General features: G+C 64.5%; 23 protein-coding genes. 13 read left to right on the top strand and 10 right to left on the bottom strand.

Annotated features, from left to right (window positions below; all coding sequences use genetic code 11):
* Positions 1-3: 3 nt before the first annotated feature.
* From sufB to iscR, 3 genes are all read right to left on the bottom strand, one after another.
* Positions 4-1,527, bottom strand: coding sequence for a Fe-S cluster assembly protein SufB (sufB, locus tag ACFO5X_RS07720; protein WP_380716719.1), 1,524 nt, complete (start codon positions 1,525-1,527; stop codon positions 4-6).
* A gap of 15 nt (positions 1,528-1,542) precedes the next feature.
* The gene (locus tag ACFO5X_RS07725; protein ID WP_380716720.1) at positions 1,543-2,586 is read right to left on the bottom strand and encodes a cysteine desulfurase family protein; all 1,044 of its coding nucleotides are present in this window, start codon (positions 2,584-2,586) and stop codon (positions 1,543-1,545) included.
* A gap of 71 nt (positions 2,587-2,657) precedes the next feature.
* Complete coding sequence (iscR, locus tag ACFO5X_RS07730) at positions 2,658-3,116, bottom strand: Fe-S cluster assembly transcriptional regulator IscR (protein WP_380716721.1); 459 nt, start codon at positions 3,114-3,116, stop codon at positions 2,658-2,660.
* Between the two features lie 187 nt (positions 3,117-3,303).
* Between iscR and ACFO5X_RS07735 the strand changes: the two genes are divergently transcribed.
* From ACFO5X_RS07735 to ACFO5X_RS07745, 3 genes are read left to right on the top strand one after another with little or no spacing between them, the layout of a single operon-like run.
* Entirely contained in the window at positions 3,304-3,957 is a 654-nt protein-coding gene (locus ACFO5X_RS07735) for an alpha/beta hydrolase (protein ID WP_380716722.1), read from the top strand.
* On the top strand, positions 3,958-4,185 hold the full coding sequence (locus ACFO5X_RS07740; protein ID WP_380716723.1) for a hypothetical protein: 228 nt from the start codon (positions 3,958-3,960) through the stop codon (positions 4,183-4,185).
* Positions 4,182-4,769 carry an HD domain-containing protein gene (locus ACFO5X_RS07745; protein ID WP_380716724.1) on the top strand — a complete coding sequence of 196 codons (588 nt, stop codon included), beginning with the start codon at positions 4,182-4,184 and terminating at the stop codon, positions 4,767-4,769. The genes ACFO5X_RS07740 and ACFO5X_RS07745 overlap by 4 nt, the downstream gene beginning before the upstream one ends.
* Before the next feature lie 65 nt (positions 4,770-4,834).
* Here ACFO5X_RS07745 and ACFO5X_RS07750 read toward each other — a convergent pair whose 3' ends face one another.
* Entirely contained in the window at positions 4,835-5,743 is a 909-nt protein-coding gene (locus ACFO5X_RS07750; RefSeq protein WP_380716725.1) for a collagen-binding domain-containing protein, read from the bottom strand.
* Between the two features lie 258 nt (positions 5,744-6,001).
* Between ACFO5X_RS07750 and ACFO5X_RS07755 the strand changes: the two genes are divergently transcribed.
* On the top strand, positions 6,002-7,216 hold the full coding sequence (locus ACFO5X_RS07755; protein WP_380716726.1) for an NADP-dependent isocitrate dehydrogenase: 1,215 nt from the start codon (positions 6,002-6,004) through the stop codon (positions 7,214-7,216).
* Between the two features lie 70 nt (positions 7,217-7,286).
* Here ACFO5X_RS07755 and ACFO5X_RS07760 read toward each other — a convergent pair whose 3' ends face one another.
* The 3 genes from ACFO5X_RS07760 to ACFO5X_RS07770 all read right to left on the bottom strand — a co-directional run bounded on the left by ACFO5X_RS07760 (position 7,287) and on the right by ACFO5X_RS07770 (position 10,177).
* The gene (locus ACFO5X_RS07760; protein WP_380716727.1) at positions 7,287-9,044 is read right to left on the bottom strand and encodes a calcium-binding protein; all 1,758 of its coding nucleotides are present in this window, start codon (positions 9,042-9,044) and stop codon (positions 7,287-7,289) included.
* Between the two features lie 131 nt (positions 9,045-9,175).
* Positions 9,176-9,970, bottom strand: a complete 795-nt coding sequence (locus ACFO5X_RS07765) for a class II glutamine amidotransferase (protein ID WP_380716728.1) — start codon at positions 9,968-9,970, stop codon at positions 9,176-9,178.
* Positions 9,971-10,177, bottom strand: coding sequence for a DUF6356 family protein (locus tag ACFO5X_RS07770; protein WP_380716729.1), 207 nt, complete (start codon positions 10,175-10,177; stop codon positions 9,971-9,973).
* Between the two features lie 117 nt (positions 10,178-10,294).
* Here ACFO5X_RS07770 and ACFO5X_RS07775 point away from each other — a divergent pair, with 117 nt between their 5' ends.
* On the top strand, positions 10,295-10,753 hold the full coding sequence (locus tag ACFO5X_RS07775; protein ID WP_380716730.1) for an Lrp/AsnC family transcriptional regulator: 459 nt from the start codon (positions 10,295-10,297) through the stop codon (positions 10,751-10,753).
* On the opposite strand, the gene ACFO5X_RS07780 is transcribed toward ACFO5X_RS07775, so the two are convergent.
* Positions 10,725-11,852 carry an FAD-dependent monooxygenase gene (locus ACFO5X_RS07780; RefSeq protein ID WP_380716731.1) on the bottom strand — a complete coding sequence of 376 codons (1,128 nt, stop codon included), beginning with the start codon at positions 11,850-11,852 and terminating at the stop codon, positions 10,725-10,727. The two genes, ACFO5X_RS07775 and ACFO5X_RS07780, sit on opposite strands and share 29 nt — an antisense overlap.
* Positions 11,853-11,927: 75 nt before the next feature.
* Positions 11,928-12,350, bottom strand: coding sequence for an RNA polymerase-binding protein DksA (gene dksA / locus ACFO5X_RS07785; protein WP_380717286.1), 423 nt, complete (start codon positions 12,348-12,350; stop codon positions 11,928-11,930).
* 183 nt (positions 12,351-12,533) lie between these two features.
* Here dksA and ACFO5X_RS07790 point away from each other — a divergent pair, with 183 nt between their 5' ends.
* The 7 genes from ACFO5X_RS07790 to ACFO5X_RS07820 all read left to right on the top strand — a co-directional run bounded on the left by ACFO5X_RS07790 (position 12,534) and on the right by ACFO5X_RS07820 (position 18,254).
* Entirely contained in the window at positions 12,534-13,376 is an 843-nt protein-coding gene (locus ACFO5X_RS07790; protein ID WP_380716732.1) for an AAA family ATPase, read from the top strand.
* A gap of 10 nt (positions 13,377-13,386) precedes the next feature.
* Positions 13,387-14,286, top strand: coding sequence for an AEC family transporter (locus ACFO5X_RS07795; protein WP_380716733.1), 900 nt, complete (start codon positions 13,387-13,389; stop codon positions 14,284-14,286).
* 93 nt (positions 14,287-14,379) lie between these two features.
* The gene (locus tag ACFO5X_RS07800) at positions 14,380-14,835 is read left to right on the top strand and encodes a GNAT family N-acetyltransferase (RefSeq protein WP_380716734.1); all 456 of its coding nucleotides are present in this window, start codon (positions 14,380-14,382) and stop codon (positions 14,833-14,835) included.
* The gene (locus ACFO5X_RS07805; RefSeq protein ID WP_380716735.1) at positions 14,832-16,190 is read left to right on the top strand and encodes a DUF2927 domain-containing protein; all 1,359 of its coding nucleotides are present in this window, start codon (positions 14,832-14,834) and stop codon (positions 16,188-16,190) included. The genes ACFO5X_RS07800 and ACFO5X_RS07805 overlap by 4 nt, the downstream gene beginning before the upstream one ends.
* A 10-nt stretch (positions 16,191-16,200) precedes the next feature.
* A complete protein-coding gene (locus ACFO5X_RS07810) occupies positions 16,201-16,368 on the top strand; it encodes an apolipoprotein acyltransferase (RefSeq protein ID WP_380716736.1) in 168 nt (55 codons plus the stop codon).
* 3 nt (positions 16,369-16,371) lie between these two features.
* Positions 16,372-17,556 (top strand): vWA domain-containing protein, encoded by a 1,185-nt coding sequence (locus tag ACFO5X_RS07815; protein WP_380716737.1) that lies wholly within the window; start codon positions 16,372-16,374, stop codon positions 17,554-17,556.
* A 62-nt stretch (positions 17,557-17,618) separates the two neighbouring features.
* A complete protein-coding gene (locus tag ACFO5X_RS07820; RefSeq protein WP_380716738.1) occupies positions 17,619-18,254 on the top strand; it encodes a VPLPA-CTERM sorting domain-containing protein in 636 nt (211 codons plus the stop codon).
* Positions 18,255-18,293: 39 nt separating this feature from the next.
* Here ACFO5X_RS07820 and ACFO5X_RS07825 read toward each other — a convergent pair whose 3' ends face one another.
* The gene (locus ACFO5X_RS07825) at positions 18,294-19,916 is read right to left on the bottom strand and encodes an amidohydrolase (RefSeq protein ID WP_380716739.1); all 1,623 of its coding nucleotides are present in this window, start codon (positions 19,914-19,916) and stop codon (positions 18,294-18,296) included.
* A 154-nt stretch (positions 19,917-20,070) separates the two neighbouring features.
* Between ACFO5X_RS07825 and ACFO5X_RS07830 the strand changes: the two genes are divergently transcribed.
* On the top strand, positions 20,071-21,192 hold the full coding sequence (locus ACFO5X_RS07830; RefSeq protein ID WP_380716740.1) for an ABC transporter substrate-binding protein: 1,122 nt from the start codon (positions 20,071-20,073) through the stop codon (positions 21,190-21,192).
* The last annotated feature ends 9 nt before the right edge of the window (positions 21,193-21,201 follow it).

Raw genomic sequence — 21,201 nt, forward strand, 5'->3', positions numbered from 1 at the left:
GGCTCAGCCCACCGACCCTTCCAGCGAGATCGCCACCAGCTGCTGCGCCTCCATGGCGAATTCCATCGGCAGCGCCTGCAGCACGTCCTTGCAGAACCCATTGACGACCAGCGCCACGGCCTCCTCCTCGTCCATCCCGCGCGAGCGGCAGTAGAACAGCTGATCCTCGTCCACCTTGGACGTGGTCGCCTCGTGCTCCACCCGGCTCGAGTTATTCTTGACCTCGATATAGGGCACCGTATGCGCCCCGCATTCGCCGCCGATCAGCAGGCTGTCGCACTGCGTATAGTTGCGCGAGTTCTTCGCCTTCGGATGCATCGACACCAGCCCGCGATAGGTGTTCTGCGCATGGCCCGCGCTGATCCCTTTCGAGACGATCCGGCTCTTGGTGTTCTTGCCAAGGTGGATCATCTTGGTGCCGGTGTCGGCCTGCTGATAGTTGTTGGCGATGGCGATGGAATAGAACTCGCCCTGGCTGTCATCGCCACGCAGGATGCAGGACGGATACTTCCAGGTCACGGCGCTGCCGGTTTCCACCTGAGTCCACATCACCTTCGCCCGGTCGCCCCGGCAATCGGCGCGCTTGGTGACGAAATTGTAGATCCCGCCCTTGCCGTTCTCGTCGCCCGGATACCAGTTCTGGACGGTGGAGTATTTGACCTCGGCGTCCTCCTCGACGATGATTTCCACCACCGCCGCATGCAGCTGCGCCTTGTCGCGCTTGGGCGCGGTGCAGCCTTCGAGATAGCTCACATAACTTCCCTTGTCGGCGATGATCAGCGTTCGCTCGAATTGGCCGGTATTCTCGGCATTGATCCGGAAATAGGTCGACAGCTCCATCGGGCAGCGCACCCCCGGCGGGACGTAGACAAACGACCCGTCCGAGAAAACCGCCGAATTCAGCGTCGCATAGAAGTTGTCCGAAACCGGCACCACCGACCCCAGATACTTCTTCACCAACTCGGGATGCTCGCGGATCGCCTCCGAGATCGAACAGAAGATGACCCCGGCCTTCTTCAGGTCCGCCTGGAAGGTCGTGCCCACCGAAACCGAGTCGAAAACCGCATCCACCGCGACCTTTCGCCCCTCGGCCGGCATCGCCTCGGCGCCCTCGACGCCCGCCAGGATCATCTGTTCCTTCAGCGGAATGCCCAGCTTCTCATAGGTCGCCAGCAGTTTGGGGTCGACCTCGTCCAGCGACTTCGGCTTGACCGACATACTCTTGGGCCGGGCATAGTAATACTGGTCCTGGAAATCGATTTCCGGATAGTCGACCATCGCCCATTTGGGTTCTTCTTTGGTCAGCCAGCGCGCATAGGCCTCCAGCCGCCAGTCGGTCATCCACTGCGGCTCCTCGTTCTTGGACGAGATCAGCCGCACGATATCCTCGGTCAGGCCCTTGGGCGCGTAATCCGTCTCGATCTCGGTGTTCCAGCCGTATTTATAGGCGCCACCGACCTCGCGCACCGCATCGACCGTCTCCTGATCGACGCCTTCCTTCACCTGGGTCTGGTCCAATGCGGCCATATCCGTCTCCTGACCTCACGCGGCGCGCGCGCGATGTTTCTTTTCTGTGGAGAGCCAGGCCTCTGCAAACCGCAGCACCTGCTCTTCCGTTGTCTCCAGTCCCAGCGAGACGCGAATCGCGCTCGCCGAGGTGGCCTCGTCCAGGCCCATGGCCCGCAACACGCGCGACGCCTTAACCTTGCCGCTGGAACAGGCCGACCCGGCGCTGATCGCAAATCCGGCCAGGTCCATCTGCATCACCTGCGTCTCGCCCTTCCAGCCGGGCGTGGCCAAGCAGGAGGTATTGGGAAGACGCGGCGAGTCTTTCCCGACAAAAATAGTCTTATTTGCGCCAGCCTCAATACTCTTTTCTAGAATATTTCTAAGTTCGGCAACCCGCTCCCAGACGCCCGACGCCAGATCGCTGGCCGCGGCCTCGGCCGCGGCGCCAAATCCGGCAATGCCGATCACGTTCTCCGTGCCCGCGCGCCGTCCCATTTCCTGCCCGCCGCCGCGAATCTGCGCGGCCAGCTCCGTGCCCCGCCGGATCACCAGCGCGCCGATACCCTTCGGTCCGCCCAGCTTGTGCGCCGAGATCAGCGCCATCGTCGCCCCGCACCAGTTGAACGCGACCGGCAGCTTGCCGAAAGCCTGCGTCGCATCCGTCACCGCCAGACCCTCGGGCAGATCCTGAATCACCCCGGTCTCGGAATTGGCCCATTGCAGCACCGACCGCCCCGGTTCGGGCACCGCTACCCGGCCATGCGCATCCACCGCCAGCCTCTCCGTCACCCAGGCGCCCACCGCGTCGTGTTCGACCGCCGCGCCCTCCAGCCCGCGCCCGGCGCAGGCCAGCGCCGCCGCCTCGGTCGCGCCCGAGGTAAAGATCACATCCGCCCCCTCGGCCCCGAAGGCCGCCGCCACCTGCGCCCGCGCGCGCTCCACGATGGCCTTGGCCGCGCGCCCCTCGGCATGGACAGAGGACGGATTGCCCACCACATCCATCGCCGCACTCATCGCCGCCCGCGCCTGCGCGCGCAGCGGCGCGGTGGCGTTATGGTCGAGATAGACGCGCTCCATGCTTCCTCTTGCTCCAAATATCCTCGGGGGGAGCGGCCGTCAGGCCGCCGGGGGGCAGACAGCCCCCCGTTCTACTCGTCCACCACCGCGAACAGACCCGGCACCGCCGGACAGGGCGCCAGCTGGTTCGAAATCACATCCGCCAGGCTGGTCTGATGCAGGAACACATAGACCGTCGCGCTCAGGCTCTCCCACAGGCGGTTCGTCAAGGATTGAGCCCGGCTGCCCGACGACCCGCCCGAGGCGCCCGCGCCCTTGTGCATCGCGTCCACCGTCTCATCCACCGCCGCCAGGACATCGGCGATGCGGATGTCCTTCGCCGGCCGTCCCAGGCGATAGCCGCCCCCCGGCCCGCGCACCGAGGCGACAAGGTCAGCCCGGCGCAGCTTGACGAAGAGCTGTTCCAGATAGGGCAGCGAGATTTTCTGCCGCTGCGCGATGTCGCTCAGGGTCACCAGGCTGCTCTCGGGCTGCAGCGCGATGTCCGCCAGCGCCACCATCGCATAGCGCCCCTTCGTCGAAAGCTTCATCCCGCCCTCCGAATGCGTGGTTACGGCGCGAAAACATTGACGTTTCGCTGTCCAATGCGTATGTGCCCCTGACACGTTCGCGCCCGCGTGCGGAACTCGCCAATTAGAACTGTTCTAAGGTGCCTGAGCGATATCGTCAAGATTATCGGCTCCGCCTCAGGAATAAAGAGACAGGATAGAACTGCCCATGCCCGAGGTCATCTTTCCCGGACCCGAAGGCCGCCTCGAAGGCCGCTATCACCCGCAAAAGGAAAAGGACGCGCCGATCGCCATCGTGCTGCATCCGCATCCGCAGTTTGGCGGGACGATGAACAACAAGGTCGTCTACAACCTGCACTACGCCTTCTACAACATGGGCTTCACCGTGCTGCGGTTCAATTTCCGCGGTGTCGGGCGCTCCCAGGGCGAATACGACCAGGGCATCGGCGAGCTGTCCGACGCCGCCTCGGCGCTCGACTACCTCCAGTCGATGAACAACAACTCCAAGCATTGCTGGGTCGCCGGCTTCTCCTTTGGCGCCTGGATCGGGATGCAACTGCTCATGCGCCGCCCCGAGATCACCGGCTTCATCTCGGTCTCGCCGCCGGCGAATATGTACGACTTCTCGTTCCTCGCGCCCTGCCCCTCCTCGGGTCTGGTGATCAACGGCACCTCGGACCGCGTCGCGCCGCCGGCCGATACCACCGCACTGGTGTCCAAGCTGCACGAACAGAAGGGCATCACCATCACCCACCAGGAAGTGCCGGGCGCCGACCACTTCTTCCAGGACAAGCACATGGACACGCTGATCACCAGCGTCACCGACTATGTGAAACGGCGCCTGACGGAGACCTCGCGCTAGATGGGGACGACCGAGACACTGGCCTCGCAGCTTGCCGACGACTGCATGAAGGCGATGGAGGTCACCGGCAACGACCGCCTTCACGTCGAGGTCGGCAAGGTGCTCGGCGCCTCGTCTCAGACGCTGGAAGAGGCCTTCCTCACCGAAATGCGCGTCCGCCTCGCCGCCATCGGCGCGCAGAAGTTCCTGCGCGAACAGCTGGCCCAGGCACAGGTCCGCGACACGTGACCGCCACGCGCATCGACGCGCAGGTGGCCTTCCTCGCCGAAGCCGACCGCCTGAAGTCCGTCCTGCGCGCCTCGCACCTGATCGACGGCTCGCGCCGCGAAAATTCCGCCGAACACAGCTGGCACGTCATGCTCTACGCTTTCGTGCTGGCCGAACACGCGCCCGAAGGGGTTCAGGTCGACCGCGTGCTGCAGATGCTGCTCCTGCACGACATCGTCGAAATCGATGCCGGCGACGCACCGATCCACGGCAGTGTCGACCACGCCGCGATGGCCGCCAAGGAAGCCGCCGCCGCCGACCGTCTCTTCGGGCTTCTGCCGCCCGAACAGGCTGCCCGCTTCCGCGCACTCTGGGACGAATTCGAAGCTGCCGAAACGCCCGACGCCCAGTTTGCCAAGGCCATCGACCGCTTCCAGACCCCCATCGCCAACCTCGCCAGCGGCGGGGGCACCTGGGCGGAATACCGCGTCACGATGGACCAGATGGACAGCCGCGTGGGCCAACCCATCACCCGCGGCGCGCCCGGCCTCTGGGCCTGGCTGCGCCCGCAGATCGCCGCCTTCTTCGCGCGCACCGACAGCTGACCTCGCGCAAACGAAAAAGGGCGGCCCGACCCGGCCGCCCTTCTCGTTGTCTCACGCCTGTGCGTTCAGGCCCGGCGACGACGCCGCACCACCGCCAGCGCACCCGCACCCGCCAGCAACAGCGGCAGCGTGCCCGGCAGCGGCACCGCCGATACCGGATCCGGCGCCTCGTAATCCAGCGTCTGGATATGCACCTGCGCCCCGGCCTTCACCGACCTGGCGAAGAGCGTTCCCTCGATGTCCGAGCCAAAGGCAACCTCCATACCGCCGGCCAGGATTTGTCCTTTGACCGAACGCTGCAGGTTCACCTTGTCAAAACCCGAAAGGTTCCAGACGACCTTCTTCGACAGGACCGCGTCGTAGTTGAAGTTGCTCATGACGTTGAAGGTGCCCGAGCCGCTGACGTTGATCACGACCAGATCGGCGCCGTTCAGCTCCAGCGAGATATCGCGGTTCATGAAATCGGCGGCGGTCACGTCATACACCATGACTCCACCAGACGAGGCCGCATTGAACTTCAGTCCGTTGCCGCCCACCTTGGTGACCGTCGCATTGGCCACCAGGCTGTCCAGCTCGTTCGAAAACGCGTCGAGGATCGCGCCATAGTTCTCCGGCATCAGCGCCGGAGTCGATTTCACATCGGCATAAAGCTCGCCCGGCGTGCCGTTGTAGCTGGCGGTGCCATGGTTGTTGACCCGTACCTTGGTCGAGCTGGTGGCCTTGCCCAGGACCAGTTCGTCGTAATCCGACGCAACCTTGGGATCGATATTGCCATTGTTCACCTCGGCGAAGTTGCCCGTAAGGCTCCCCCCGATCAGCGCCCGTCCGTGCACATGCAGCGAGTTGACCTTGACGTCGCCGGTGGTGATCAGACCGAACTGCTGCAACAGCGAGACCGCGTCCAGCGTTGCGGCCTGTGCCGCGCCGAATGGAGCAAGCACAAGAGCCGCGGCCATCAGCGTTTTAGTAAACATGGGGATCGTCCTTTCATCAAAGTTGCGCGTGACTTAGCACCCGCAGAAACCTCCGGAAGAGTTCCGCGACGTAACCCGCCACAAATCGCGGCGCCGCAGAAACAGTCGCTTCGGCACCTGCACCTTCGTTTCCTTGTCAGAAACCGTGAAAGCTGACGAATATCCGGTATACGAACGTATACAACCTTTCCCGTCCCGGCGATCTGCGTTAGAGACGCGGCAATCCCGACTCACCCAAAACGGAAAGGTTTCGCACGCATGACCAAGATCAAAGTGGCTAACCCGGTCGTTGAACTCGACGGCGACGAGATGACCCGGATCATCTGGGACTTCATCAAGCAAAAGCTCATTCTGCCCTATCTCGACATCGACCTGAAATACTACGATCTCGGCATCATGGCCCGCGACGAGACCAACGACCAGATCACGGTCGATGCGGCCAATGCGATCAAGCAGTACGGCGTCGGCGTCAAATGCGCCACCATTACGCCCGACGAACAGCGGGTCGAGGAATTCGGCCTGAAAGAGATGTGGCGCTCGCCCAACGGCACCATCCGCAACATCCTCGGCGGCGTGATCTTCCGCGAGCCGATCATCTGCAAGAACGTGCCGCGCCTGGTCCCCGGCTGGACCAAGCCCATCGTCGTCGGCCGTCACGCCTTTGGCGACCAGTATCGCGCCACCGACTTCCGCTTTCCCGGCAAGGGCAAGCTGACGATCAAGTTCGTCGGCGAAGACGGCGAGACGATCGAGAAGGAGGTCTTCAACGCCCCCGGTGCCGGTGTCACCATGGCGATGTACAACCTCGACCAGTCGATCATCGACTTCGCCCGCTCCTCGATGAACTACGGCCTGCTCAAGGGCTGGCCGGTGTATCTGTCGACCAAGAACACCATCCTCAAGGCCTATGACGGCCGCTTCAAGGATCTGTTCCAGAAGGTCTACGAGGAAGAGTTCGAAGAGCAGTTCAAGAAGGCCGGCATCACCTACGAGCACCGCCTGATCGACGACATGGTCGCCTCGGCGCTCAAATGGTCGGGCGGCTATGTCTGGGCCTGCAAGAACTACGACGGCGACGTCCAGTCCGACACCGTGGCCCAGGGCTTCGGTTCGCTCGGCCTGATGACCTCGGTGCTGATGACCCCCGACGGAAAGATCGTCGAGGCCGAAGCGGCCCACGGCACCGTGACACGCCATTACCGCCAGCATCAGAAGGGCGAGCAGACCTCGACCAACTCGGTCGCCTCGATCTATGCTTGGACCGGCGGCCTCAAGCACCGCGCCAAGCTCGACAACAACGACGCGCTGATGAACTTCGCCACCACGCTGGAACGCGTCGTGGTCGAAACCGTCGAAGCCGGCGACATGACCAAGGACCTCGCCCTGCTGGTCGGACCGGAACAGAAGTGGCTCACCACCATGGGCTACCTCGAAAAGGTGGACGAGAACCTGAATAAGGCCCTCGCCGGCTGATCAGGCGCCAAGAAAACAAAAAACCGCGCGCAACTCCCGTTGCGCGCGGTCTTTTTTCGCCAGTATCGGATCAGAGGAAATCAAAGGTGATATCCGCCCGGTCCAGCACGACGCCGCTCAGCGTGACCGAGGCCGACCCGAAGCTCACCAGAGTATCGCTGCCGTCGTTGCTCACGTCGATGATGCCCGGCTTGGCACCGCGCAGATCAATTTCCAGCACGTCGCCTGCACCGTAGTCGATGATCGTGTCATGACCGGTCACACTGCGCACGAATTGGAAGGTGTCATTGCCCATCCCACCGGCCATCACGTCGTCGCCCAGCCCGCCGCGCAGAACATCGTTGCCGGCCTGGCCCGACAACCGGTCGTCGCCCTGCCCGCCGCCCAGCACGTCGCGCCCGGAGCCGCCGAACAGCCGGTCGTCGCCCTCGCCGCCCCCAAGTCCGTCATTGCCGCCATTGCCGCGCAGCACATCGACACCCGCGCCACCGCGTAGCGCGTCGGCACCGGCCCCACCGGCCAGCCTGTCATTGCCGTTGCCGCCCACCAGCCGGTCATTGCCGCCGCGCCCGAGGATCAGGTCGTCGCCGTCCAACCCGAAGATCCGGTCGTGGCCCGCAACGCCGCCCAGCTGGTCGTCGCCAGCGGATCCCACAAACTTGCCGCTCGCGCCGTCGATCTCGAAATAGGCCAGCCGCAGGGTGTTGTGATCGCCGGAGTCGTCGGTGAACGCCAGGGCAATCCGCCCATCCGGCAGCTCGGTCAGCACCGGATCGCGCTGGTTTCCGGCGTCATTGACGCTGGCCTGCAGGCGCGTTTCCAGCTTTCCATCCGCATCAAAGAAAAGGATGTCGACCCCGACGTCGGTCTCGTCCGGGTCCGGATCGACAATCGCCATGACGAATCCGCCGCCCGCAAGACCGATCATGTCGAACTGCGCATCGCCACTCTTTGATGAGATCTGATGCGAAACCGGTATTCTCTCGAACTCGATCTGCCCAAAGTCGTTAACAATAGACACATTGACACTCGAATTATCCGTGTCAATTGTCTCGATAAAAGCCAAAGCAAATCCATCGCCGGCCAGCGCCGCCAATTCGAGATTGCCCAAGGGCTTCGCTTTCTGTGATCCGTGGATGTAGAAGGTCAGAGGTTCGTAGACGCCCTGAAAACCCAAGGGTGTCTGAAACTGGGAATTATACATTGTGACCGAAATCCGGTCAGGCTCGGGGTCCGTCTCCACGACGGCCGTAACGATATTCCCGTTCGCCAGCTGAACCATATCATCGACTGACGCCAGTGCCACTAGCGGCGTGCCGCCAAAGTTGTAGACATAAGCCGCGCCATTTTCGAGCAGCGCGGCAAATCGACTGCCACCCAGCGACACGATCTCATTCAAAAGCTGCTCGGTTCCGACGGTGTCCTGGATTATATCGACGAAAAAAGTCCCCGTCGCCGTTCCGTCAGATGCGTAGGATTGCAGAAACACATCCGCATCCTCCGGCGCGTCTCCGGGCGCCAGTGTAGAAGTATACCCAATCCCGAACCCGCCGCCGTTGAGCGCAACCACCTGCGGGCGGTCCTGCACATACGGGCCGAAGGTGTTGATCTGAAGGATATCGCTGATCGCCGCGCCATCCGCTGTGAGAATCCGTGCGAAAACCGCGCCGTCCACGTCGTCGAAAACGTCGGTCGGATCGCCCAGAACCTCGCTCCAGGTCAACAGCAGATTGCCGTTACTCAGAACCGTGACGTCCGGATCGTTTCCTCCAGCGCCAAAACCGGCCGATTCCAGGGTTATTTCACTTCCAATTGCCTGCAATTGCATGTCTGCCTCATGATTTTAAATCCAGAACTTGAAGGCATTGGGTCAATTTCGATCCACCCTGTCAACCGCAGCTTTTAAGGCATTAATTTTGTGCAAACGGCAGGGATAAATTCCCCACACAGATCACGCTCTCAGGCTGCGCGCTCGGCCTCGAAAAGACCGAAAGGCTCGGTCACGACGCGCGCGCCATCGAACCGGCAGACGGTGCCGATCTCTACCTCGGTCCACCCCAGGCCATCGCTTTCCAGCGGCTCCGACACCACCATGAACCCGCCCCGCTCGGCGCAGTGACGGTAATACAGCGTCGGCGCCTCCGCGTCCGAGGCATAGCGCACCGCCCAGAGCTGCTCGCCATTCGACCAGGCCGCCGAGAGTCGCAGGTACGGTGCTGTCCCGCGCGTCTCGGACAGGCGCTGCATATCAGCCGCCGCCCGCCGCATCGCGCCCACCGGATCTGCGTCCAGCCCCAGCCCCAGCGCATGCAGGAAGATCGCCTCGCTGTCCGTCGCCCCTTTGCGCATGGGATAGAGCGCGTCGTCGATCCCCATGTCGGCGTGTTTGCGGAAGGCGTCGAAGCCCCCAACCTGCCCATTGTGCATGAAACTCCACCGCCCCACCGCGAAGGGATGGCAGTTGTTGCGGCTGATCGCCGACCCGGTCGAGGCGCGCACATGCGCGAGGAACAGCGGCGAGCGCACCTGCCGCGCCACCGCGGCCAGGTTCGGATCCGACCAGGCGGGATAGACGTCGCGATACAGCCCCGGCTCGGGCCGGTGATCGTACCAGGCGACGCCAAAGCCATCCGCGTTGACGGTGCTGGTGCACCGCTCGGCCTGATGGCTCTGCACGATCAGGGAATGGCCGGGCCGGCTGACAATCTCTTCCAGAAAGATCGGCTTACCGATCCAGGCGGCCCATCGGCACATTCACTTTCCCCGGTTGTGGGTGCGTTGATACATCTCGGCGATCATCGTGCTGGCAGTCCGCTCGAACAGGCAGGGGATCACCGCATGAACCGCTGCCGCGCAGGCCGCCCCGAACAGACGCAGGGAAAAGCCGCCGGCAAAGCGCGCATGTTCGAAATAGCTTTCATCCACGCTGCGCGGATGGTCGAGGAAGACACGGGTAATCATGCGACGCTCCTGTTTTTCGAGATGGACGACACATTAACCGACGGATACCGGGATATTATCCCAAAGCGCAACCAAATTTTGTTGATTGCGAGATCATGTCCCACGATAGTGGCATACATGAGGACGATTGATGACATGGACCGGCGCATTCTGGCGCATTTGCAGAAAGATGCGTCCATTCCGCTGGACGATCTCGGCGCCCGCGTCGGCCTTTCGCGCAACGCCTGCTGGCGCCGTATCAAGGCGCTGGAAGAGTCCGGCGTGATCCGCGGCCGCGTCACCCTGCTCGATCCCGAGGCACTCGGGCTGGGCCTGACCGTCTTCATCTTCGTGCGCACCAGCCGCCACGAGCCCGACTGGCTCGACAAGTTCGCCCGCGCCACCCGGGCGATGCCCGAAATCCTTGGCGCCTACCGGATGAGCGGCGATCTCGACTACCTGATCCGCGCCCGCGTCGCCGATGTCGCCGGCTACGACCGGCTCTACCGTGCGTTGATCCGCAAGGTCGAGATGTCAGATGTCTCTTCCAGCTTCGTGATGGAAGAGATCAAGGAAACGACTGAGCTGCCTCTGTAACGTCGTAACCGTGGACCCAGGCGAAGTCCGGCGCCACCCGCGCGCCACCCAGCCGCAGCACGAGTTGCGCCACCTGGCGCATGGGCGCGCGCAGGTGGAACCGCCAGGCATTGCGCCCGGCCTCGGCCACAACCGCCTTGGCACGATCCTTCCGCAGCGCCTCGTAGCGCGCGAAACCGCTGCCATTCCCCAGACAGGCCGCCAGCGTCCAGGCGTCCTCCAGCGCCAGGCACGCCCCCTGCGCCAGGAACGGCAGCGTCGGATGCGCCGCGTCGCCCAGCAGCGCAGCCCGCCCCCGATACCACCGCTCGGCCACAGGATGCAGATGCAGCGCCCAGAGATGGGCCGTCTCGACCCGCGCCAGCGCGCTCCGCACCACACCGCCGAATCCCGCGAACCGCGCGCGCAGCTCGTCCGGGTCGCCCTCGCGCCGCCAGCTCTCTTCGGTCCAATCCCGCCGCTCTTCCACCGCGACGATGTTCAGCAGCGCCCCGCCCCGCAGCGGGTAGATCACCACATGCCGCCCCGGCCCCATCCACAGCTGCGCCACCGCCTGCTCGCCCTGCCCAGGCACCAGTGCCCGCCAAGCGACCTGCCCGGTGAACCGCGGGCGTGCCGCGCCGTTGATTGCCCCGCGCGAAACACCCCGCGCCCCATCCGCTCCGATGAAAACTTGGGCAGTTTCCGACGATCCATCCGCAAAAGTGACCTGCCCCGCCTCCGCGTCGACTGCCACTGCCTGCCGTCCGAGCTCCACTGTCACGCCGAGCGCCTGCGCCCGCGAGGCCAGCTGCGCCAGCAGATCGGCGCGATGGAAATACCAGGTCGGTCCCGCCGCCGGCGGTCCCAGCCGCAGCACCAGCCGCCCGGCGCGACCATCGCGCAGCTCGGTCCCCTCGGATTGCACCGCACCTTCGGATGTCACCCCCAGGCGCTCCAGCACCACCATCCCGTTTGGGCTGATCTGCAACCCCGCGCCCACCTCGGTCAGCGCCGGTGCCTGCTCGATCACCCGGACCCGCGCGCCGCCCTGCGCCAGCGCCACCGCCGCCGCCATACCGCCGATCCCGGCGCCCAGAATTGCAACGTCCTGTCCCAAACCGCCCTGCCTCAAAAGCGACGGCGCCGGAGCAGTCTGCCCCGGCGCCGTGAAATTTCTCGCAAAACCCGCGCCTTAGTCGTCGCGGTGCACCTTCTCGCGCCGCTCGTGACGTTCCTGCGCCTCCAGGCTCATCGTCGCGATCGGACGGGCATCCAGCCGCTTGAGCGAGATCGGCTCGCCGGTCACTTCGCAATATCCGTATTCGTTTTCCTCGATCCGGCGCAGCGCGGCGTCGATCTTGGCGACCAGCTTGCGCTGCCGGTCCCGGGTGCGCAGTTCCAGCGCCCGGTCGGTCTCTTCGCTGGCGCGGTCGGCGATGTCGGGAATATTGCGGGTGCCGTCCTGAAGGCCTTCGATCGTGTCGCGGCTGTCTTCAAGAAGATCGTGCTTCCAGTTCAATAGCTTTCTGCGGAAGTATTCAATCTGGCGATCATTCATGAAAGGTTCATCTTCGGCCGGCCGGTAATCGTCCGGCAGAAAAACGTCCTGCTTCATCTGCACTCCCTCGGATTGACCCACAACTTCGGACATGACACTTCCTTGGAACACGGGTTCCCCACTGCCGCAGCGTTTAGCCGAGCCACCGCAGAATGTCACTACACAATAGCATCCGCTTCACGCTAAAAGCCCCCCGCGCAGGCGGATCCAAGGGACCGGGAAACAAGGGATTGGAATGACATGAAATTTCAGGGAACCAGCGAATATGTGGCGACCGACGACCTGACGATCGCGGTAAATGCCGCCGTCACGCTCGAACGTCCGCTGCTGGTCAAGGGCGAGCCGGGCACCGGCAAGACCGAGCTCGCACGCCAGGTCGCCAACGCCCTCGGGATGGACATGATCGAGTGGAACATCAAATCCACCACCCGTGCCCAGCAAGGACTGTATGAGTATGATGCCGTCAGCCGCCTGCGCGATAGCCAGCTTGGCGACGAGCGCGTCCATGACGTGCGCAACTACATCAAGAAGGGCAAGCTCTGGCAGGCCTTCGAGTCGGACAAGCGCGTGGTGCTGCTGATCGACGAGATCGACAAGGCCGATATCGAATTCCCGAACGACCTGCTGCAGGAACTCGACCGGATGGAGTTCTTCGTCTACGAGACCGGCGAAACGATCCGCGCCAAACATCGCCCCGTCGTCATCATCACCTCGAACAACGAGAAAGAGCTGCCCGACGCCTTCCTGCGCCGCTGCTTCTTCCACTACATCCGCTTCCCAGATGAACCGACCATGCGCAAGATCGTCGAAGTCCACCATCCGGGCATCAAGGAGGCGCTGCTCACAACCGCGCTCACCCAGTTCTACGAATTGCGCGAACAGCCGGGCCTCAAGAAAAAGCCCTCGACCTCCGAAGTGCTCGACTGGCTGAAACTGCTCCTGGCCGAGGATCTGACCCCCGAGGACCTCAAGCGCGACGGCGCCAACGCTCTGCCCAAGCTGCACGGCGCGCTCTTGAAGAACGAACAGGACGTGCACCTCTTCGAACGCCTCGCCTTCATGGCCCGCTCCAAGACGCGCTAGGCCAAACCGAATGCTCAACGTCCTGACCGGGAACATCCTGCCGGTTTTCTCCGTACTGGCGTTGGGCTTCATCCTGGGCCGCGGGCGCGTCGTCTCCGAGACCGAAGCGCGCGCGGCCAACCGACTTGCCTTCCTGATCTTCCAGCCGGCCCTGATCTTTCCGCTGGTGGCCCAGTTCGATGTCTCGACCTTCCCGGCGAAGGCACTCGCGCTCTATGTCGTGGCCGAGATCCTCTGCTTCACGCTCACCTACCTGATCGCCCGCCGCGTCTTCGGACGCGAACATGGCGAAAGCTGGCTGCTGGCGATGGCGGTCGTCTTCGTCAACACGCTGCTCTATGTCTGGCCGATCTCGGTGCTGATCTACGGCACCGCTGGCGCCGCGCCGATCACCGCCATCGTCGCCTGGGACTCCACCGTCTCCTTCGCCTTCTTCATCATCTCGATGGAGCTGATCTCGGGCAAGGACGGCACCTCCGCCGCCGTGCGTTCGATGGGCCGGAACCCGGTGCTGGTGGCCATTGTGCTGGGCATCGCGATGAACCTCGCCGGCCTCGCCATCCCCGCGCCGGTGGAAACCGCCCTGCACTACGCCGGCGCCGCCGCCTCGCCGCTGACCCTGTTGGCGGTCGGCATCATCCTCTCAGGCAGCCGGCTAACCCCCAGCCCCGTCGTCGTCACCGTCTCGGCCTTCAAGCTCGCGCTCTTCCCCGCCATCGTCTGGGCGCTGATCGCCTTTGTCGACCCCGGCGACAGTGCCGCCCCGCTGTTCCTGCTCACCGCCGCCGGCCCTTCCGGCATGATGGCCTTCGCCCTCGCCCTGCTCTACGGCGTGCGCACCGATGCCATCACTCCGGTCATCATCTGGACCAGCTTCCTCTCGCTCATCCCGCTCGCTCTGCTGGCGTGACGGCCCCGCCCACTGTTGCCGCCGCGCCGCGCGCTCTCTAATCTGCGCCCTGTGCGTCTTGAGCGCACGTCCGCTCTTTGCCACGGTGCCGCCATGTCCGAAACCTCCGCCCTCACCATCCGCCCGCTGCGCCCCGAAGATCGCGCCGAATGGGCCGAGCTCTGGACCGGCTATCTCGAGTTCTACGAATCCTCCGTCGCGCCCGAGGTCTATGACAGCACCTTCGCCCGCCTTCTCGGCGACGATCCCCGCGACTTCAGCTGTTTCGTGGCCGAACAGGACGGACGGCTGGTCGGCCTGACGCATTATCTGTTCCACCGCCACGGCTGGAAGATCGAAGAGGTCTGCTACCTGCAGGATCTCTACGCCCGCCCCGAAACGCGCGGCACCGGCGTTGGTCGCAAGCTGATCGAGGCGGTCTATGCCGCCGCCGACGCCCATGGCGCGCCCTCGGTCTACTGGCTCACCCAGGATTTCAACACCACCGCCCGCCAGCTCTATGACCGCATCGCGGTCAAGACGCCCTTCATCAAATACAGCCGAACGTGAAACGGCTCGCGGTCCTCCTCGCGGCGCTTGCGCTGACCGCCTGCGACACCGAAGGCGATATACCGACGCGCGCCACCATCGCCGACAGCTCCCTGCCGCCGATGAAGGCCTTCGGCTCGACCGAGGTGCGCCCGCCCGTCGCCTCGAACGTCAACATCGCCTCCGACTTCCTGACCCTGCATTTCGAACTGGAAAGCGGGCGCGAGCTTCCGGTCTTCACCCGCTTCGAAGGTCCGATCACCGTCCGCGTCGCCGGCAAGGCGCCGCCCAGCCTGCGCCCCGACCTGCGCGCCCTGCTCGGTCGCCTCCAGCGCGAGGCCAATCTCAACATCGGCGAGGTGACCGGGGGCGATGCCAGTATCACCATCGAGGCGGTCAGCCGCGACGAGATCCGCCGCGCCCTGCCGCAGGCCGCCTGCTTCGTCGTGCCGAACGTATCCAGCCTCAAGGAGTACCGCCGCAACCGGCACAGGCCCGACACCAACTGGTCAATGCTGCGCGAGCGCTTTCGCTTGGGCATCTTCGTCCCTGCCGACGCCGCCCCGCAGGAAATCCGCGACTGCCTGCACGAGGAACTCGCCCAGGCGCTGGGCCCGCTGAACGACCTCTATCAATTGCCCGATTCCGTCTTCAACGACGACAACGTGCACACCGTGCTGACCGGTTTCGACATGCTGATCCTGCGCGCCACCTATGCGCCCGAACTGCACAGCGGCATGACCCGCGCCGACGTGGCCGCCCGCCTGCCAGCCATCCTCAGCCGCCTCAACCCGCGCGGCGACAGCGAGCCGCCCCGCGCCGTCAGCCCGACGCCCCGCCAATGGGTCGATGACGTGCAGACCGCGCTCGGTCCCGGCTCGGCCCTCGACGCCCGCCGCCGCGCCGCCGCCGACGCCGCGCGCATCGCGCAGGAACAGGGCTGGCAGGACCATCGCCGCGCCTTCGCCCATTACATGATGGGCCGGATGATTCAGGGCGATGACCCGGCGCTGGCGCAGCAGCATTATTCCAACGCGCTGTCGATCCTGTCCAACAGCCCCGGCACCGAATTGCACCGCGCCTTCATCACCACCCAGACCGCCGCCTATTCGATCAGCCGGGGCGACGGCCCCACCGCCATCCGCCGGATCGACCCCTACCTGCCCGTCGCCGCCCGCGCCGAAAACGCCGCCCTGCTCGCCACGCTGATGCTGCTCAAGGCCGAGGCGCTCGAACTCGCCGGCCGCGCGGATGAGGCGCAGGTCGTCCGGCTGGACAGTCTCGGCTGGGCGCGTTACGGGTTTGGCTCGGATTATGCGGTGCACGCGAAGATGCGTGAAATCGCGGCGCTCAACCCAAGGGCACGCGGTCTCTGAGGATACGGGAATGCTGGTGATCGGTGGCGGACTACTCGGGGTGCTGATCGGCAGCCTCACGGCTAAAAAGCGCGGCGGCTCGGGTGCCGACATGGCGCAATACGGCGCCGGCTATGGCATTGCCTTCGCGCTCATCGGCATGATCGCCACGGTTGTCATCGAACGCATGGTGGTCTGAGCGATGTTCCTGCCCTTCTTCGAAAGCCTCAGGAAACACGGTGTCCCGGTCACCCTGCGCGAATTCCTGACCTTCCTCGAAGGCATGAAACAAGGCCTCGCGACCTATGACGTCGAAGCCTTCTACTACCTCGCCCGCATCTCGATGGTGAAGGACGAACGCCACCTCGACAAGTTCGACCGCGCCTTTTCCGCCTCCTTCAAGGGGCTGGAACAGATCGGCTTCGAACAGGTTCTGGAAGCCGTCGACATCCCGGCCGAATGGCTGAAGAAGATGGCCGAAAAGCATCTGACCGAGGAAGAAAAGGCCGAGATCGCGGCGCTCGGCGGCTTCGAAAAGCTGATGGAAACGCTGCGCGAACGGCTGAAGGACCAGCAGGGCCGACATCAGGGCGGCTCCAAATGGATCGGAACCGCGGGCACCTCGCCCTTCGGTGCTTATGGCTACAACCCCGAAGGCGTGCGCATCGGCCAGAAGGAAAGCCGCAACCAGCGCGCCGTGAAGGTCTGGGACAAGCGCGAATTCCAGAACCTCGACGACACCGTCGAACTCGGCACCCGCAACATCAAGGTGGCGCTCAAGCGCCTGCGCCGCTGGGCCCGTGAAGGCGCCGCCGAAGAGCTCGACCTCGACGGCACCATCCGCGCCACCGCCGAACATGGTTATCTCGACGTCAAGGTCCGCCCCGAGCGGCGCAACGCCGTCAAGGTGCTGCTCTTCCTAGACGTCGGCGGCTCGATGGACCCGCATGTGAAGGTGGTGGAAGAGCTGTTCTCGGCCGCCCGCGCCGAGTTCAAGCACATGGAGTATTTCTACTTCCACAACTGCCTTTACGAGGGGGTCTGGAAGGACAACCGCCGCCGCTGGGACGCCCAGACGCCGACGCACGAGGTGCTGCGCACCTATGGCGCGGATTACAAATGCATCTTCGTCGGCGACGCCTCGATGAGCCCCTATGAAATCGCCTACCCCGGCGGTGCCTCCGAACACTGGAACCCCGAACCCGGCGCCCTTTGGCTGCAGCGCGCCCGCGAGAAATGGCCCTCTAGCCTCTGGATCAACCCGGTGCCCGAGAAATACTGGAGCTATACCCAGTCGATCTCGATGATCCAGGACATTTTCGACAAGCAGATGGTCCCGATGACGCTCTCCGGCCTCGCCAAGGGGATGAAAGAGCTCACGCGTTAAGACTTCCCCAGAATCGGCAACAATGCGAGACTGAAGTCAGAGTCATTGTTGGAGAGTTCTTGATGAAACCTATCCTGACACGCGCCGCCGCGGCGGCAACAGCGATCCTTCTGGCCACCGGCGCCAATGCCGCCACGCTCCTGTTCGAGGATACATTCGCTGCCGATGACAAGGGCGGGTCGAGTTACACCCCGACCACGTCGCTGACCAACTGGGACGTGCTCGCGGGCAATGTCGATATCCTGAACGGCGGCCCGGGCTGGGGATGTACCGACACCTGCCTCGACCTCGACGGGACCGGCAGCAACGCCCCGGCCTATCTGCGCACGAAGTCGACCTTCAGCCTGCTTGCGGGCAAGGAATACAGCCTGACCTTCGACTTTCCCGCAGGCACGCAAAACGATGCGCTGCGCATCGGCTTCACCGATGGCACAACCAACATCCTGGCATTAGATTTCGACAGCTACAGCTTCCCGGACTCTCTCGGGGCGCTCTTCACCCCAGGGGCAAACGCAGACGTCTATATCTTCGTTGAACTTCTGGCTCGGCCGAACAACCTTGGCCCCTATCTCGACAAGGTCACCCTCACCGGCCCCGACGGGACCACAGAACCCGGAGTCGTACCGCTTCCGGCCGGCGGCCTGCTGTTGCTGACCGGCCTCGCCGCCCTCGGCCTGCGCCGCCGCCGGACCGCCTGACACATTCCCCTCCCCCTGCGGGGAGGGTCCATCCGCCTCTCACAGCCCGCCGTGCACCGCCCGGCCGGCCAGATAGGTGCCCACGACCTCGGTGTCTCCGATATCGTGCGCCGAACAGGCGAAGATGTCCTGGCTCAGCACGACGAAATCCGCCCATTTGCCGGGGCTGAGGCTGCCGGTCTCGTCATCGCGCCACCCGGCCCGCGCCGCGCCTATGGTATAGCCGGCCACACAGTCCTCGATGGTCAGGCATTGCTCGGGAAGGAAGCTCGCCACATTCGCCTCGCGGCGCGGTGGCCGCCGCGTCACCGCCGTCTCGATGATCTCGAAGGGGTTCAGCGTACTCACCGTCCAGTCAGACGACAGCACCATCTCGGCCCGCGCCTCGCGCAGTGATCGGAAGGCATAGATATACCTGCTCCGCTCCGGCCCGACGACGGGGATGGAACTCTCCGTCACCGGCGCCTCGGCCCGCGCCCAGAGCGGCTGGACATTCGCCACCACCCCCAGCTCGGCAAAGCGCGGGATATCCGCCGGATCGATGAACTGGATATGCGCGATGTGATGGCGCGACGGCCAGGCGCCGTTCTCTTCCCGCGCGCGCTCCATCCCGTCCAGCGCCGCCCGCACCGCCATGTCGCCGATGGCGTGCACATGGATCTGGAACCGCGCCGCATCGAATGCCGGAAACAGCCGCGCGATGTCTCCGGGCGCGAACATCAGGGGCGCGTTGCCGCCGATGGCGTCCGAATAGGGCGCGATCATCGCCGCGGTGCGATTCTCGATCACCCCGTCGAAGAAGAACTTGGCCGAATGCACCCGGAACATCGGATGCCGCGCACTCGCCCGCAGCCCCGAAACCCGCACCACTGCCGCCGCCGCTTCCTCGCCCGGATGAACCAGCGCCGTCGCGATCACCCGCACCGTCAGCGCATCCTCGGCCGCCATCCGGTTGTAGATCCGCACATGCCGGTCCTCGACCAGCGCGTCCAGCACGCCGGTGATCCCGTGCCGGTTTGCCAGCGCCTGCGCCAGCTGCACCCCCTCGATGTATTCCTGCTCGGGCGGTTGCGGCCGGCGCTCGTTGCACCAGGTCACCGCCCGCTCGTAGAGCATCCCCGTCGCGCGCCCCCGCGCGTCACGCACGAAATGCCCCTCGGGCGGGTCCGGCGTCTCGTCAGTGAGCCCCAGCGCCTCGATGGCGCGCGAGTTGAGGCAGCCGTTATGCCCGTCCGATGCGGTGATGAAACAGGGCCGGTCCGGCACCGCCCGGTCCAGCACCTCGCGCGTCAGGTTGCCCTCGTGCAGCAGCGTCGCGTTGTAGAACCCGCCATAGATCCACGCCCGCTCGGTTCCCTGCGCAAACTCCCGCAACAGCGCCACCAGCCGCTCGGGCGTTCCCGCCGTCGTCAGATCGGCGCTTTCCACATAATGATGCCCGCCGTCCTGAAGATGGATATGCGTGTCATGAAACCCCGGCAGGACCAGCCGCCCCCCGGCGTCCAGGTGTTCGGCCCCCTCGCCCGCCAGCGCCCGCATCTCCGCCGCGCTCCCCAGCGCCAGAATGCGCCCGCCTGCCATCGCCATCGCCTCGGCCCGCGGCACCATCGGGTCCATGCTGCGGATATCGGCATTCGTCAGGATAAGGTCCGCTTTTTGCACCAGGAATCTCCATGCAGGAACGACAAGACCATTGCGCGGTTCCGGGCTTTGCGCCAGTCTCGGCAACAGAAATTCTTGCCGGACCAGACCGGCGGCGCGGCTGCATTTCAACCGCCCCGCCGCGCCTCCCGTGACATCAGTGGAGATCGCCCGAATGCAGCGCATCAAGTTCATCGACCGCATGTCGCAAGGCAAGGTCAGCCGCCGCGACATGATCGCCGGGGCCGCGGCCTTCGGCGTCTCCGCAACCCTGCTGCCCCGCGCCTCGCGCGCGGCCGAACTGCTGACCTGCCTCGAATGGGGCGGCTACGACGACCCCAGCTATTTCCCGGCCTACATGAGCAAATACGGCACCCAGCCCAATTTCTCGATCTTCGCCGGCGAGGAAGAGGCGCTGGCCAAGGTGCTCGCCGGGTTCGCCGCCGACGTCATGCACCCCTGCAACTATTCCGTCGGCCGCTTCGTCCACGCGGGCCTCACCGTTCCCATCGACACCGCCCGCCTGTCCCACTGGAACGACGTCTTCCCGGTCCTCAAGAAGGCCGACGGCGTGGTGATGAATGGCGATGTGGTCATGGCCCCCGCCGACTGGGGCAACGCCGCCATCGCCTACCGCCCCGATCTTGTCGAGAAGGATTTCATCGACAGCCCGACCTGGGGCATCCTCTATGACGAGCGCTACAAGGGCCGCGTCTCCACCCTGGACGACGCGCTGGTGATCCAGATGGGCCTGATGGTCGCCGGCAAGAGCTATGACGAGGTCTACAACCTCTCCGGCGACGCATTGCGCGCCGCGGCCGAGGAATGGGGCAACAAGGGCCTCGATACCGCCCGCTTCCTCTGGACCGATGCCACCACCCTGCAACAGGCCATGGCCTCGGGCGAGATCGTGGCCGCCTACGCCTGGAATGACCTCATCTCGAACCTGCGCGCCGAAGGCGTCCCGGTCGAATATGCCGTGCCGAAGGAAGGCATGTTCACCTGGTTCTGCGGTCTCACCCTGCTGAACTCAGGCAAGGCCGACGAAGCCGCGGCCTACGATTTCATCGACGCCTGGCTCTCGCCCGAAACCGGCAAGCTGCTGATCGAAAGCTCGGGCTACGGCCACGCCAATACCAAGAGCTTCGAAATCGCCGACGCCGAGGCCGTCAAGAACATGGGCCTCAGCGACCCTATCGCAATGATGGAGAACTCGATCGTCTTCAAGACACCCGACAATGCGGTGCAGGAAGACCAGAACAAGGTCTGGGAAGACCTGAAGGCGATGCACCTCTAGGCACGCCGC

Source organism: Seohaeicola nanhaiensis (genome assembly GCF_042654245.1).
In the GTDB taxonomy this organism is placed as follows: domain Bacteria; phylum Pseudomonadota; class Alphaproteobacteria; order Rhodobacterales; family Rhodobacteraceae; genus Seohaeicola_A; species Seohaeicola_A nanhaiensis.

Excerpts from the sequence above, each read along its gene's own strand:
- sufB (WP_380716719.1), bottom strand. The coding sequence starts at position 1,527 with ATGGCCGCATTGGACCAGACCCAGGTGAAGGAAGGCGTCGATCAGGAG.
- ACFO5X_RS07725 (WP_380716720.1), bottom strand. The coding sequence starts at position 2,586 with ATGGAGCGCGTCTATCTCGACCATAACGCCACCGCGCCGCTGCGCGCG.
- iscR (WP_380716721.1), bottom strand. The coding sequence starts at position 3,116 with ATGAAGCTTTCGACGAAGGGGCGCTATGCGATGGTGGCGCTGGCGGAC.
- ACFO5X_RS07735 (WP_380716722.1), top strand. The coding sequence starts at position 3,304 with ATGCCCGAGGTCATCTTTCCCGGACCCGAAGGCCGCCTCGAAGGCCGC.
- ACFO5X_RS07740 (WP_380716723.1), top strand. The coding sequence starts at position 3,958 with ATGGGGACGACCGAGACACTGGCCTCGCAGCTTGCCGACGACTGCATG.
- ACFO5X_RS07750 (WP_380716725.1), bottom strand. The coding sequence starts at position 5,743 with ATGTTTACTAAAACGCTGATGGCCGCGGCTCTTGTGCTTGCTCCATTC.
- ACFO5X_RS07755 (WP_380716726.1), top strand. The coding sequence starts at position 6,002 with ATGACCAAGATCAAAGTGGCTAACCCGGTCGTTGAACTCGACGGCGAC.
- ACFO5X_RS07760 (WP_380716727.1), bottom strand. The coding sequence starts at position 9,044 with ATGCAATTGCAGGCAATTGGAAGTGAAATAACCCTGGAATCGGCCGGT.
- ACFO5X_RS07765 (WP_380716728.1), bottom strand. The coding sequence starts at position 9,970 with ATGTGCCGATGGGCCGCCTGGATCGGTAAGCCGATCTTTCTGGAAGAG.
- ACFO5X_RS07770 (WP_380716729.1), bottom strand. The coding sequence starts at position 10,177 with ATGATTACCCGTGTCTTCCTCGACCATCCGCGCAGCGTGGATGAAAGC.
- ACFO5X_RS07775 (WP_380716730.1), top strand. The coding sequence starts at position 10,295 with ATGAGGACGATTGATGACATGGACCGGCGCATTCTGGCGCATTTGCAG.
- dksA (WP_380717286.1), bottom strand. The coding sequence starts at position 12,350 with ATGAAGCAGGACGTTTTTCTGCCGGACGATTACCGGCCGGCCGAAGAT.
- ACFO5X_RS07790 (WP_380716732.1), top strand. The coding sequence starts at position 12,534 with ATGAAATTTCAGGGAACCAGCGAATATGTGGCGACCGACGACCTGACG.
- ACFO5X_RS07795 (WP_380716733.1), top strand. The coding sequence starts at position 13,387 with ATGCTCAACGTCCTGACCGGGAACATCCTGCCGGTTTTCTCCGTACTG.
- ACFO5X_RS07800 (WP_380716734.1), top strand. The coding sequence starts at position 14,380 with ATGTCCGAAACCTCCGCCCTCACCATCCGCCCGCTGCGCCCCGAAGAT.
- ACFO5X_RS07810 (WP_380716736.1), top strand. The coding sequence starts at position 16,201 with ATGCTGGTGATCGGTGGCGGACTACTCGGGGTGCTGATCGGCAGCCTC.
- ACFO5X_RS07815 (WP_380716737.1), top strand. The coding sequence starts at position 16,372 with ATGTTCCTGCCCTTCTTCGAAAGCCTCAGGAAACACGGTGTCCCGGTC.
- ACFO5X_RS07820 (WP_380716738.1), top strand. The coding sequence starts at position 17,619 with ATGAAACCTATCCTGACACGCGCCGCCGCGGCGGCAACAGCGATCCTT.
- ACFO5X_RS07830 (WP_380716740.1), top strand. The coding sequence starts at position 20,071 with ATGCAGCGCATCAAGTTCATCGACCGCATGTCGCAAGGCAAGGTCAGC.